Origin of the sequence: Pseudomonas sp. CC6-YY-74, assembly GCF_002025205.1 — a bacterium.
Taxonomy (GTDB): Bacteria; Pseudomonadota; Gammaproteobacteria; order Pseudomonadales; family Pseudomonadaceae; genus Aquipseudomonas; species Aquipseudomonas paeninsulae.
Window position 1 is genome coordinate 4,867,803 of the sequence record NZ_CP019947.1, and the last position, 12,558, is coordinate 4,880,360.

Below are 12,558 nucleotides of genomic sequence, written 5' to 3' on the forward strand. Positions count from 1 at the left end.
AATCACCAGTCGACCTTGCTTGTACCTGGGGGCTTCTCTAGAATGACGGCCCTTGTCGCGACGGCAGGCGCTACTGCGCCTTTCTGTTTCAGCAAGACACACAAGTGATATTCACTCCTTGCCTGACCGCGTTTGGCGGCAGGCTACAACCCGTAAGGAGCATTTATGCGTCATTACGAAATCATCTTTCTGGTTCACCCGGACCAGAGCGAGCAAGTCGGCGGCATGGTTGAGCGTTACACCAAGCTGATCGAAGAAGACGGCGGTAAAATCCACCGCCTGGAAGATTGGGGTCGTCGTCAGCTGGCTTACGCCATCAACAACGTCCACAAGGCTCACTACGTGATGCTCAACGTTGAGTGCACTGGTAAAGCCCTGGCTGAGATGGAAGACAACTTCCGTTACAACGATGCCGTGATCCGTAACTTGGTCATCCGTCGCGACGAAGCAGTTGTTGAACCGTCGGAGATGCTCAAGGCCGAAGAAAACCGCAGTGAGCGCCGTGAGCGTCGTGACCGTCCTGAAAGCGCTGAGTCTGACGACTCGAACCGCGATGACAGTGACAACAACAACGACAGCGACAACGCTGACGAGTAATCCACGGATTCATTGAGGAGCCTATCAAATGGCACGTTTCTTCCGTCGTCGTAAATTCTGCCGTTTCACCGCTGAAGAGGTGAAGGAGATCGATTTCAAAGATCTCAACACCCTGAAAGCCTACATCTCGGAAACCGGCAAGATCGTTCCTAGCCGTATCACCGGTACCAAGGCTCGTTATCAGCGTCAGCTGGCTACCGCTATCAAGCGCGCCCGCTTCCTGGCCCTGCTGCCCTACACCGACAGCCACGGCCGCTGAGATCGGATGTTCGACAAGAAGTAAGGGATAAAACGCATGCGCGCCTTAGCTGAATTTATTATGCGCGGCCGTATGCAGGCCATCCTTGTGGTGGTTGTTTCGGCGGCATTGCCGCTGCTGTTCTGGTTAAGTGCTGCCGCAGGTTGCCTGGTGCTCCTGCGGCGCGGTCTGAGTGATGCCCTGGGCATCCTCGCTTGGGCCCTGCTGCCGGCGATTGGCTGGTGGTATTTCGGTGAGCCGCGCACCCTGTTGGTGTTGCTCGGTGCGCTGGGGCTGGCGTTGTTGTTACGCGCCAGTCTGTCCTGGGATCGTGTGCTGCTTTGCAGCGTGGCATTGGGTCTGGTGTACGGGTTGGTTTTGGGTGCGGTGTTCCGCGAACCCATCGCGGCGATGGCAGGTGAGCTGCAAAAGCTCCTGCCGCAAATGCTCGATGGGGTTCACCAGCAGATGTCGGTGGACGAGCGAGCGCGCCTGGATAGCCTGATTGCACCGGTGCTGACCGGTTTATTGGCAGCTTTGCTGCAGATTGTCAGCCTGCTGAGCCTGTTGCTTGGGCGTTATTGGCAGGCGCTGTTGTATAACCCTGGCGGTTTCGGGCGCGAGTTTCGCGCGTTGCGACTGCCGCTGGCACCGGCGATGTTGCTGCTGGTTGGCATGCTACTGGGCCCCAATCTGGGGCCGCAGATGGCCATGTTGACTCCGCTGTGCAGCGTGCCGTTGGTGTTTGCCGCCGTTGCCCTGTTGCATGGGTTGGTGGTGCAAGGGCGACTGGCCAAGTTCTGGCTGGTCGGGTTGTACATCACGCTGCTGCTGTTCATGCAGCTGACTTATCCGTTACTGGTGGTCTTGGCCATTGTCGACAGCCTGTTTGATTTTCGTGGTCGCTTCGAGCGCAAGCACGGCTCGGGTCCCGCGAACGGTGAAGGTTAAAAGTTAAGAGGTTATTACCAAATGGAACTGATCCTGCTGGAAAAAATCGCCAACCTGGGCAACCTGGGCGATAAAGTGAACGTTAAGGCCGGTTACGGCCGTAACTTCCTGCTGCCATTCGGCAAAGCAACCGCTGCAACCGCTGCCAACGTGGCTACGTTTGAAGCGCGTCGCGCCGAATTGGAACAGCTGGCTGCCGATAAGAAAGCATCTGCTGAAACTCGCGCCGCTCAGCTGGCTGAACTGGAAGTCACCATCACCGCTACCGCGGGCGATGAGGGCAAGCTGTTCGGCTCCATCGGCACGCACGACATCGCTGACGCTCTGACCGCCTCTGGCGTGGAAGTGGCCAAGGCTGAAGTGCGTCTGCCGAACGGTACCATTCGCCAGATTGGCGAATACGACGTGGCTGTGCACCTGCACTCCGACGTTGAAGCGACCGTCCGCGTCGTTGTGGTTGCAGCCGTCTAAGAGCCTCGCTCTGAAGCTAGCTGCTCAACGGGCTTGCGCTTAGGTGCAAGCCCGTTAACATCGGGCACGGCATTGCGCAAGCGATGCCGTGCCCTTTGTTTTTCAACACCAGATTTCTTTCCCAGAGCCCTATGAACGACATCAGCATTCCCGAGCAATACGACCTGCAAACCTCCGCTTTGAAAGTGCCGCCGCACTCGATCGAGGCCGAGCAAGCCGTGCTGGGTGGTCTGATGCTCGACAACAACGCCTGGGAGCGGGTGCTCGACGCGGTATCCGATGGCGATTTCTATCGACACGACCACCGCCTGATCTTCCGCGCCATCTTCAAGCTGGCCGAGCGCAATCACCCCTTCGACGTGGTCACCGTGTCCGAGCAGCTGGACAAGGAAGGCCAGCTGTCCCAAGTCGGTGGTTTGGCCTATCTGGGTGAACTGGCGAAGAACATTCCGTCGGTGGCCAACATCAAGGCCTATGCGCAGATCATTCGCGAGCGTGCCACCCTGCGTCAGCTGATTGGCATCAGCGGCGAGATCGCCGACAGCGCCTATGCCCCGCAGGGCCGCACCGGCGAGGAGATTCTCGACGAGGCCGAGCGCCTGATCTTCCAGATCGCCGAGGCGCGACCGAAGAGCGGCGGCCCGGTGGGGATCAACGACATCCTGGTCAAGGCCATCGACCGCATCGACACCCTGTTCAACTCGGGCGATGCGATCACCGGTCTGTCCACCGGCTTTACCGATCTGGATGCGCAGACCAGCGGCCTGCAGCCTGCGGATCTGGTCATCGTCGCCGGCCGACCGTCCATGGGTAAGACCACCTTCGCCATGAACCTGGTGGAGAACGCCGTGTTGCGTAGCGACAAGGCAATCGTGGTGTACTCGCTGGAGATGCCGGCGGATTCGATCGTCATGCGGATGCTGGCCTCGCTCGGCCGCATCGATCAGACCAAGGTGCGTGCCGGTCGGCTGGATGACGACGATTGGCCGCGCCTGACCTCGGCGGTCAATCTGCTCAATGATCGCAAGCTGTTTATCGACGACACCGCTGGTATCTCGCCGTCGGAGATGCGCGCGCGTACCCGGCGCCTGGCCCGCGAGCACGGCGAGATCGGCATGATCATGGTCGACTACCTGCAGTTGATGCAGATTCCAGGCTCCAGTAGCGACAGTCGAGTCAACGAAATCTCGGAGATTTCTCGTTCGCTCAAGGCCCTGGCCAAGGAATTCAATTGCCCCGTGGTCGCCCTGTCGCAGCTCAACCGCTCCCTGGAGCAGCGCCCGAACAAGCGCCCGATCAACTCCGACTTGCGTGAATCCGGGGCGATCGAGCAGGACGCCGACATCATCATGTTCGTCTATCGCGACGAGGTGTATCACCCGGAGACCGAGTTCAAGGGCGTGGCCGAGATCATCATCGGCAAGCAGCGTAACGGGCCTATCGGCACTACGCGGCTGGCCTTCCTCGGCAAATATTCGCGCTTCGAGAACCTGGCGCCGGGCAGCTATCAGTTCGACGAGGACTGACAGCTTGTGAAAAAACGCACGCCTACTGCGGTCGCCTCCAGACGAGCGCTGCAGCGTGCCTTGCCGCGAACGCCTGGAGACGGTCTCGCGACGGCGCTCGATATTTTCACAACCTCTGAACCTGCAGCAGGCTGAATGCAGGTTCTTGCCGAGTCGGATCAATAACAACGGGCGACCAGTGGTTAAACTGGCCGCCCGTTTTGTTTTCAGGACATTCCGCCCATGCGCCCCCTCGTTGCCACCATCGATCTTGCCGCCATCCGCCATAACTATGCCGTGGCCAAGCGCTGTGCGCCGGGCCGGCAGGCCTTTGCGGTGGTCAAGGCGAATGCCTATGGACATGGCGTAGGCGAGGTGGTGACGGCGTTGTTTGATCATGCCGATGGTTTTGCCGTGGCCTGCCTGGAGGAGGCGGTCGAGGTGCGGGCGCTGCATGCAGAGGCGCGGATCCTGTTACTCGAAGGTTGTTTCGAGGCGGCGGAATATCAACTGGCTGCGCAATTGGGCCTGGATCTGGTGCTGCAGGGCGAACAGCAGGCGGCGGATCTTCTCGCGGCCAAGCTGAGCCGGCCGTTGAATATCTGGCTAAAGCTGGACAGTGGCATGCATCGCCTGGGTTTCAATGGGCCCGCCCTGCGCGCCTGGCATGCGCGCTTGCACGGCGCGGCGGCGGTGGCCGAGTTGAACCTGCTCAGCCACTTTGCCTGCGCCGATGAGCGTGGCCATGAAATGACCGAGCGGCAGCTCGAGGCATTCCTCGAGCTGCTCGACCTGGACTTCGCTCAGCGCTCGCTGGCCAACTCGGCGGCCATTCTGACCATTGCGGCGGCGCATATGGATTGGTTGCGGCCGGGCATCATGCTCTACGGCGCCACGCCTTTTGCCGAGCTGGGCGCTGCCGAGCTGGGTCTTGTGCCGGCGATGACCCTGACGGCGCAGCTGATTGCCTGCCGCGATGTGGCCGTCGGTGAACGCGTCGGCTATGGCTGTAGTTGGCGAGCCGAGCGGCCGTCGCGCATAGGCACGGTGAGTTGCGGCTACGCCGATGGTTATCCGCGCCATGCGCCGAGCGGTACGCCGGTGTTGGTGCGCGGGCAGCGTGTGGCGCTGGCGGGGCGGGTATCGATGGATATGCTGACGGTCGATCTCACCGATCTGCCAGCCGCCCGGATGGGTGATGAAGTGCAGCTGTGGGGCGCACAACTGCCGGTGGATGAGGTTGCGCGGGCGGCCGGCACCATCGGCTATGAGCTGTTGAGCAAGGTCACCCAGCGCGTACCGCGGCGTTATCGCAACGCCTGAGCGGGTGCTGGCGAGCTAGGCCACTACAGGCCGCTGGTGACCTTGAGCACATCCAGATGCAGGCGTGCACTGCTGCTCAGTTCGCCGTCGTCGCCACACACTGACGAGCCCGAGCGGCCGCGGGCCTTGGCCCTGTACAGCGCCTCGTCGGCGGCCTTGTAGAGGCTGGCGAAGTGGCTGGCGTGTTGCGGGTAGAGGGCCACGCCGATGCTGATGGTCACCGTCAGCCGTTCGGCGCCATAGAGTACCGGCTGCGCCAGTTCGGCAAGCAGGCGCGAGGCGATCTCGCGGGCGTGCCGTTCGGCCTCGTCGCCGCAGATCAGCACGGCGAACTCATCGCCGCCCAAGCGGGCCACGGTATCGCCGCTGCGCACGTGTTCGCGCAGGCGCTTGGCAACCACTTGCAGCATCAGGTCGCCGGCATCGTGGCCAAAGCGGTCGTTGATCGGCTTGAAGTGGTCGAGGTCGATCAGCATCAATGCCACGCTTTCGCCGTGGCGTTCGGCGTTGGCCAGGGCGGTTTCGGTGCGTTCGACCAGATAGCGGCGGTTCGGCAGTTCGGTCAGCAGATCGTGGAAGGCGGCGTGTTGCAGTTCCAGTTCGCGTTGCAGCAGCCGCTGGTTGGTTGCGGCCAGCTCCGCGGTGCGTAGCTCCACCGCGCGCTGCAGGTCGTCGGCGTTGCCCTGGGCCAGTGCCAGGCGTGCGGTTTTCTCGCAATCGGCTTGTCTTAGCGCTGCGGCTTTTTCTTGCTTGAGCATCTGGATGCGATAGGCCAGGGCAAAGGAAAACAGGATGGTTTCTGCGGCGACCGACAGTGGGAACAGGTAGGCGGTGAAGTTGTGCGGCTCGATCAACCCGGCCGCGCGCATCACCAACACCACGGTACTGCCGAGTACGGCGCCGTAGCCGAGCAGGTAGAAGCGCGCCGGGAAAAACCCCTGGTAGCAGCGCACGCCGGCACTGAACAGGGCGGTGGGCACCGTAACGAGCGGCGTCAGGGCGATCAGCAAGGCAGCTTCGGCGCGGTAGCCGAAGGCGTTGATGGTGATGGCGATGACATACAGCAGGTAGCCGGTATTCAGCAGGCGATGCGGCCAGATCAAGCCGTGTTTGGTGTAGAGCAGCTCCTGGGTGAAGCGCATGACGAAAATGCCCCAGAGCGAGGGCAGGGTGATGCGATCCAGCCAGAAGGGCACGGCGTTGTCGGGCCACAGGTACTGGAAGCCGTGACCGGTCATGCTGAGGATGAACACCAGCACGCAGGCGGTGGCCAGCACGTACCAGAGATAAGCCTTGTCGCGCAGGGCGATCAGGATGAACAGGTTGTAGAGCAGCAACGCCAGGATCATCCCGTAGATCAGGCCGAAGCCGATATTTTCGTTGCTGGCCTGTTGCGCGAGGTCGCCGAGCTGCCAGATGGTCAACGGGAAGGAGTTGCCGGCGGGGTCGAGGCTGCGGAAGTACAAGGTCAGGGGTTCTTCACCCAACTCGGGCAGTTTGAACAGCATGCGTCTATAGGCGTAGTCGCGACCCTCGGCGTAGGGCGCCGCCGTGCCCGTGGTGCGCGCGTGCCAGCCGCCCTGGCCGTCGGGCAGGTAGAGTTGCAGGTCGAAGATGGTGATGCCGGCGTTTTCCAGCCACCACTGGCTGGGTGTGTCCTGGCCGCGCTGCAGGCTGACCTTGATCCACCAGGGTGGCGGCTCTGGCCGACGGTGGCCCGGCCATCCGCCGGCTGAAAACGGCTTTGCACGGCCGGGTCCGCCATGTCGGCGATGCTCAGCCGAGCGCCGGTGTCCTCCAGCAGTTCAATCTGCCCGTTGAGCATGCGCCCGCTGCTGGCGCTGTCGAGCAGGATAGTCGCCGCACTGACCGCGGCGGGCAGGCAGAACAGGCTCAACAGTAGAATGAACGAGGAGACTATCCGCTGCACTGCATACTCCTTATGCCCGGCACTGTTACCGGCGACGCGATCGGTCGAGTATAGCCATAAGTCTGAATGTGATCACAAATGCCGTGTGCCCGGCGCAGGCCCCGTTACCTGGGATTGTCCTAGTATCAGGGTCGGACTTGGTCAAAATTTGTGCTATATTCCGCGACCGTTTAATCCTGACATCTCGGTCATATCCATGCACGCAGCCAAGCCGTTGTTCGACTATCCAAAATACTGGGCCGAGTGCTTCGGCCCGGCGCCTTTCCTGCCGATGAGCCGGGAAGAGATGGATCAGCTTGGCTGGGACAGTTGCGACATCATCATCGTCACCGGCGATGCCTATGTCGACCATCCGTCGTTTGGCATGGCGATCATCGGTCGCCTGCTCGAGTCTCAGGGCTTTCGGGTCGGCATCATTGCCCAGCCGGACTGGAGCAGCAAAGACGATTTCATGAAGCTCGGCGAGCCGAATCTGTTCTTCGGCGTCGCGGCCGGCAATATGGATTCGATGATCAACCGTTACACCGCCGATAAGAAAATCCGTTCCGACGATGCCTACACCCCTGGTGGACTGGCCGGCAAGCGCCCGGATCGTGCCAGCCTGGTGTACAGCCAGCGCTGCAAAGAAGCCTACAAGCATGTGCCGATCGTGCTTGGCGGCATCGAGGCCTCGCTGCGGCGCATCGCTCATTACGATTACTGGCAGGACAAGGTCCGCCACTCGATCCTGATCGACGCCTGTGCCGACATTCTGCTCTACGGCAACGCCGAGCGGGCCATCGTCGAAGTGGCCCAGCGCCTGTCCTACGGCCACAAGATCGAAGATATCACCGATATTCGCGGCACCGCCTTTATCCGCCGCGATACGCCGGACGGCTGGATGGAGATTGACTCCAGCCGTATCGATCGGCCGGGCAAGGTCGACAAGATCATCAACCCCTACGTGAACACCCAGGACACTCAGGCCTGCGCCATCGAGCAGGAGAAGGGACCGCAGGACGATCCGAATGAGGCCAAGGTGGTGCAGTTGCTGCCGCACCCACGGCTGGAGCGCGACAAGACGGTAATCCGCCTGCCTTCATTCGAGAAGGTGCGTGCCGATTCGGTGTTGTACGCCCACGCCAACCGCGTGCTGCACCTGGAAACCAACCCGGGTAACGCCCGCGCCCTGGTGCAGAAGCATGGCGAGGTGGATGTCTGGTTCACCCCGCCACCGATTCCGATGACCACCGAAGAGATGGATTACGTGTTCGGCATGCCCTATGCGCGGGTGCCGCACCCGGCGTACGGCAAGGAGAAAATTCCGGCCTACGAGATGATCCGCTTCTCGGTCAATATCATGCGTGGCTGCTTCGGCGGTTGTACCTTTTGCTCGATCACCGAGCATGAGGGGCGGATCATCCAGAATCGTTCGGAAGAGTCGATCATTCGCGAGATCGAAGAAATTCGCGACAAGGTGCCAGGCTTTACCGGGGTGATCTCCGATCTTGGTGGTCCAACCGCCAACATGTACCGCATCGCCTGCAAGAGCCCGGAAATCGAATCGGCCTGCCGCAAGCCGTCTTGCGTGTTCCCCGGCATCTGCGAAAACCTCAATACTGACCATTCGGCATTGATCCAGCTGTATCGCTCGGCCCGCGCCTTGCCGGGGGTGAAGAAGATCCTGATTGCCTCGGGTCTGCGTTACGACCTCGCCGTGGAGTCGCCGGAGTACGTCAAGGAACTGGTCACCCACCATGTTGGCGGTTACCTGAAGATTGCCCCGGAGCACACCGAGGAAGGCCCGCTGAACAAGATGATGAAGCCGGGCATCGGCAGCTACGACAAATTCAAGCGCATGTTCGAGAAGTACTCGAAAGAAGCGGGCAAAGAGCAGTACCTGATCCCGTACTTTATCGCCGCGCACCCCGGCACCAGCGACGAGGACATGATGAACCTCGCCCTGTGGCTCAAGAGCAGCGGCTTCCGCGCCGACCAGGTACAGGCCTTCTACCCCTCGCCGATGGCCACCGCCACCGCCATGTACCATTCGGGCAAGAACCCGCTGCGCAAGGTCACCTACAAGAGCGACGGCGTGCCCATCGTCAAGAGCGAGGCGCAGCGCCGCCTGCACAAGGCCTTCCTGCGCTACCACGACCCGAAAGGCTGGCCGATGCTGCGCGAAGCGCTGGAACGCATGGGCCGTAGCGACCTGATCGGGCCGGGCAAGAACCAGTTGATTCCGCTGCATCAGCCGGCCACCGACAGCTACCAGAGCGCGCGACGGAAGAACTCCACCCCGGTCGGCAGCAAGAAGGTCGGTGGGGCGGCTGCAGCTCGCAATTCTGGCGACAAGACTCGGCCGCTGCTGACCCAGCACACCGGCCTGCCGCCGCGTGACACCGGCGCGGGCGCGAGTGCGGGCAACCCCTGGGACAAGCGCGAGCAGGCCAAGGCCGCCGCCCAGGTGCGTAACCAGCAGGCTGCCAAGGAACGCGCCGATGCCGGCAAGGGCAAAGGCAAGAAGCCAGCGAAGAAGCCAGCCGTACCGCGCTAACTGGTTTTACGGTCTGTGGATGGGTTAGCCGCGCAGCGGCGTAACCCATCGATCAGTCTGTCGCGGTTAAAGCCCCTCCCACGGGAGTTACTGTGTATGTGGACGGGGCTTTAGCCGCGAGCTTTTGCGCTGTTTAGAGTCCCGCCTTAACCGCTGTCGATCAGCTGCCGTAGCGTTTCATTGCCTCGATGGCCAGGCCGCTGCCGATGCTGCCGAAGGTGTTGCCTTCCACATGCCGGGCGTTGGGCAGCATCGCCGCGACGCTCTGGCGCAAGGCCGGGATGCCGCTGGAGCCGCCGGTAAAGAACACCGTATCGACCTGCTCGACGCTTACCCCGGCATCGCCGAGCAGCTGCGTCACGCTGGCGCGCACCCGTTCGAGCAGCGGCTCGATGGCGTTTTCAAACAACTCGCGGGTCAGCTCGGCAACCAGGCCGGGTTCTACCCGGCTCAGGTCGATAGGCCGGGCGTCCTGCTCAGTCAGGCCGATCTTGCTGTCTTCCACCTGCATCGCCAGCCAATGGCCGTCGCGGCGCTCGATCAGCTTGAACAGGCGGTCGATGCCGATCGGGTCGACGATGTCGTAGCGCATGCTCTGTAACTGGCGCTGCGATTGCGCCGAGTAGACCGCGTTGATGGTGTGCCAGGTGGCCAGGTTCAGGTGGGTGCTGGTGGGCATCGGCGCGGCGCTCTTCATCCGGCTGCCGTAGCCGAACAGCGGCATCACGCCCTGCAGGCTGAGCTGTTTGTCGAAATCGGTACCGCCGATATGCACGCCGCCAGTGGCAAGGATATCGTCATGCCGCTCGGCCAAAGCGCGCCGCTCGGGCGACAGACGCACCAGGGAGAAGTCCGAGGTACCGCCGCCGATATCGACGATCAACACCAGCTCCTCGCGGGCGATGCCCGACTCGTAGTCGAAGGCCGCGGCGATCGGCTCGTACTGGAAGGACACCTCCTTGAAACCGAGCTTGTGTGCCACGGTCACCAGGGTGTTCTGCGCGTCCTGATCGGCGAGCGGGTCATCGTCGACGAAAAATACCGGGCGACCGAGTACCACTTCCTCGAATGGTCGCTGGGCCACGGCTTCGGCGCGACTTTTCAGCTCACCGATATAGAACCCAAGCAGGTCCTTGAACGGCAGGGCGCTGCCCAGCACCGTGGTTTCACTCTTCAGCAGCTTGGAGCCGAGCAGGCTTTTCAGCGAGCGCATCAGCCGGCCTTCATAGCCTTCCAGGTATTCCTGCAGGGCCAGGCGGCCGTAGACCGGGCGGCGTTCCTCGAGGTTGAAGAAAATCACCGAAGGCAGGGTGATCTTGCCGTCTTCCAGGCTGATCAGGGTCTCGGCGTCAGGACGCAGCCAGCCGACGGTGGAGTTGGAGGTGCCGAAGTCGATGCCGCAGGCGCGGGCGGGAGTAGAGAAGGTCATGCGTCGCGCTGTTCCTGAAAAAATACCGGGAGAAATTTTTGACGTCGCGTAGCGACGTCCCGGAGGGTGCCGCCATGGATGGCATGGCCACAAAAACGCCGGGAGCGTTTTTGCGCGAAAGCCCCGAAGGTGAGGCACATGGATGTGCTGAACACAAAAAACGGCCGGGCATTCTATGGGATATGTCCGCGCAATGCTGCCGCAATTACCCTATGCCGCGACGAATGAACCCCAGCCCAGGGTCAGCGCGGCCAGCGCCAGGTAACGCCCGGTCTTGGCCAGGCTGACGATCAACAGGAAAATCCAGCAGCGCTCGCGCATCACCCCGGCGACCAGGGTCAATGGATCGCCGATGATTGGCAGCCAGCTGAGCAACAGCGACCAGCGCCCGTAGCGCGCATACCAGCCCTGGGCCTGTTGCAGCCGCGGTTCACTGACCGGGAACCAGCGACGCTGGCGGAAGTGTTCGAGGTAGCGCCCCAGCAGCCAGTTGGCCAGCGCACCGAGGACGTTACCGACGCTGGCCACCGCCACCAGCAGCCACAACGGGTAGGCCTCGCTGAGCAGCAGGCTGACCAGCACCGCCTCGGACTGCAAAGGCAGCAAGGTCGCGGCGCCGAAGGCGGAGAGAAACAGGCCCAGGTAGACGGAAAGGGTCAGCACTGTGGGCGGGCCTGGCGGCAGCCTGGACTAGGCAGCGCCGCCTTAGTCGCAGGGGGAATTACGACTCCTGCTCGGCGCCGGCCATGATCTCGTCCAGCTTCAAGCCGGTCAGGCCGTGAATGGTGCGCCACAGGTAATAGAAGATCACCATCAGCATGATCATCGAGGGGATTGCGATCATCGGGTAGCTGAGCAGATTCATCCGGCCCAATTCGGCATTGAAGGCCTCGCTGCCGGATGGGCTGATCACGATCCACTTGGCCAGCACATAGTTCATCGCCGAGGAAAAGAAGAAGGTGCCACTCAGGTAGTAGGTGGCGGTCAGCAGGCGCGTTTCGAAGTGCTGGATATGACCGCCCTGTTCCAGGCGCTCATGGATCTTGTCGACATTGAGCACTTTTTTATTGAACAGCATGGTGCGGATCAGCGGGTAGCGGGTGCGAGTCGACACCAGCACGGCAATGCCGATCAAGCAAGGGATCGCCGCTTCCTTGATCGCCAGCCACTGGTTGTCCAGCTTGAGCAGGCCGATGCCGCCGGTCAGCAGTACGCTGACCAAGCCGAGCAGGGCGATGAAGTTGAATTTGCGGTACTTGAGCAGCTCGAAGGTGCCCCAGCCGAGGGGGAAAGCCAGGGCCAGAATCAGCGCGCCATCGGCGCCGAGCTTGGATTCGCCGCTGAGCTTCATGAGAATCAGTGAGGGAATCAGGATGCTGACGAGCAAATCCACAAACGGACGGGGCTTGTGTGTGGCGGTAGAGCTGTGCATGGGATCGGTCATGTCGTTCATGGCGCAGGAATGAGTGCTGATCATCGCCTGCTTGGGCCTCTGCCGCCAGTCCGACTGTCGGTTGGACTGTGACAAGGTTGTGCGGCAGGGCTGTGCCGGCAGGCGGTCTTGCGGTAGCCGACGAA

At 61.8% G+C, this 12,558-nt stretch carries 10 protein-coding genes and 1 pseudogene; 7 read left to right on the plus strand and 4 right to left on the minus strand.

The features are described 5' to 3' along the window. Window positions 1-165 precede the first annotated feature (165 nt). The 6 genes from rpsF (at window position 166) to alr (ending at window position 5,085) form a co-directional block, all read left to right on the plus strand. The gene (rpsF, locus tag B2D37_RS22150; RefSeq protein ID WP_079204717.1) at window positions 166-597 is read left to right on the plus strand and encodes a 30S ribosomal protein S6; all 432 of its coding nucleotides are present in this window, start codon (window positions 166-168) and stop codon (window positions 595-597) included. A 28-nt stretch (window positions 598-625) separates the two neighbouring features. After that, a complete protein-coding gene (rpsR, locus tag B2D37_RS22155) occupies window positions 626-856 on the plus strand; it encodes a 30S ribosomal protein S18 (RefSeq protein WP_069519637.1) in 231 nt (76 codons plus the stop codon). Between the two features lie 36 nt (window positions 857-892). Then, complete coding sequence (locus tag B2D37_RS22160; protein WP_079204718.1) at window positions 893-1,786, plus strand: hypothetical protein; 894 nt, start codon at window positions 893-895, stop codon at window positions 1,784-1,786. A gap of 21 nt (window positions 1,787-1,807) precedes the next feature. Then, complete coding sequence (gene rplI / locus B2D37_RS22165) at window positions 1,808-2,257, plus strand: 50S ribosomal protein L9 (RefSeq protein WP_079204719.1); 450 nt, start codon at window positions 1,808-1,810, stop codon at window positions 2,255-2,257. Between the two features lie 131 nt (window positions 2,258-2,388). Beyond that, window positions 2,389-3,783, plus strand: coding sequence for a replicative DNA helicase (dnaB, locus tag B2D37_RS22170; RefSeq protein WP_079204720.1), 1,395 nt, complete (start codon window positions 2,389-2,391; stop codon window positions 3,781-3,783). Between the two features lie 222 nt (window positions 3,784-4,005). Further along, window positions 4,006-5,085, plus strand: coding sequence for an alanine racemase (gene alr / locus B2D37_RS22175; RefSeq protein WP_079204721.1), 1,080 nt, complete (start codon window positions 4,006-4,008; stop codon window positions 5,083-5,085). A gap of 23 nt (window positions 5,086-5,108) precedes the next feature. Here the strand turns inward: alr and B2D37_RS22180 are convergent. Next, window positions 5,109-7,015: pseudogene (locus tag B2D37_RS22180) on the minus strand (diguanylate cyclase domain-containing protein). Between the two features lie 196 nt (window positions 7,016-7,211). Between B2D37_RS22180 and B2D37_RS22185 the strand changes: the two are divergent. After that, window positions 7,212-9,551, plus strand: coding sequence for a YgiQ family radical SAM protein (locus B2D37_RS22185; RefSeq protein ID WP_079204722.1), 2,340 nt, complete (start codon window positions 7,212-7,214; stop codon window positions 9,549-9,551). 160 nt (window positions 9,552-9,711) lie between these two features. On the opposite strand, the gene B2D37_RS22190 is transcribed toward B2D37_RS22185, so the two are convergent. From B2D37_RS22190 to B2D37_RS22200, 3 genes are all read right to left on the minus strand, one after another. Further along, window positions 9,712-10,980 carry an Hsp70 family protein gene (locus B2D37_RS22190; RefSeq protein WP_079204723.1) on the minus strand — a complete coding sequence of 423 codons (1,269 nt, stop codon included), beginning with the start codon at window positions 10,978-10,980 and terminating at the stop codon, window positions 9,712-9,714. A gap of 210 nt (window positions 10,981-11,190) precedes the next feature. Continuing rightward, a complete protein-coding gene (locus B2D37_RS22195) occupies window positions 11,191-11,643 on the minus strand; it encodes a YqaA family protein (protein ID WP_079204724.1) in 453 nt (150 codons plus the stop codon). Window positions 11,644-11,701: 58 nt separating this feature from the next. Next, the gene (locus tag B2D37_RS22200) at window positions 11,702-12,424 is read right to left on the minus strand and encodes a VC0807 family protein (protein ID WP_079205070.1); all 723 of its coding nucleotides are present in this window, start codon (window positions 12,422-12,424) and stop codon (window positions 11,702-11,704) included. Between the last annotated feature and the right edge of the window lie 134 nt (window positions 12,425-12,558).

Excerpts from the sequence above, each read along its gene's own strand:
- rpsF (WP_079204717.1), top strand. The coding sequence starts at position 166 with ATGCGTCATTACGAAATCATCTTTCTGGTTCACCCGGACCAGAGCGAG.
- rpsR (WP_069519637.1), top strand. The coding sequence starts at position 626 with ATGGCACGTTTCTTCCGTCGTCGTAAATTCTGCCGTTTCACCGCTGAA.
- B2D37_RS22160 (WP_079204718.1), top strand. The coding sequence starts at position 893 with ATGCGCGCCTTAGCTGAATTTATTATGCGCGGCCGTATGCAGGCCATC.
- rplI (WP_079204719.1), top strand. The coding sequence starts at position 1,808 with ATGGAACTGATCCTGCTGGAAAAAATCGCCAACCTGGGCAACCTGGGC.
- dnaB (WP_079204720.1), top strand. The coding sequence starts at position 2,389 with ATGAACGACATCAGCATTCCCGAGCAATACGACCTGCAAACCTCCGCT.
- alr (WP_079204721.1), top strand. The coding sequence starts at position 4,006 with ATGCGCCCCCTCGTTGCCACCATCGATCTTGCCGCCATCCGCCATAAC.
- B2D37_RS22185 (WP_079204722.1), top strand. The coding sequence starts at position 7,212 with ATGCACGCAGCCAAGCCGTTGTTCGACTATCCAAAATACTGGGCCGAG.
- B2D37_RS22190 (WP_079204723.1), bottom strand. The coding sequence starts at position 10,980 with ATGACCTTCTCTACTCCCGCCCGCGCCTGCGGCATCGACTTCGGCACC.
- B2D37_RS22200 (WP_079205070.1), bottom strand. The coding sequence starts at position 12,424 with ATGACCGATCCCATGCACAGCTCTACCGCCACACACAAGCCCCGTCCG.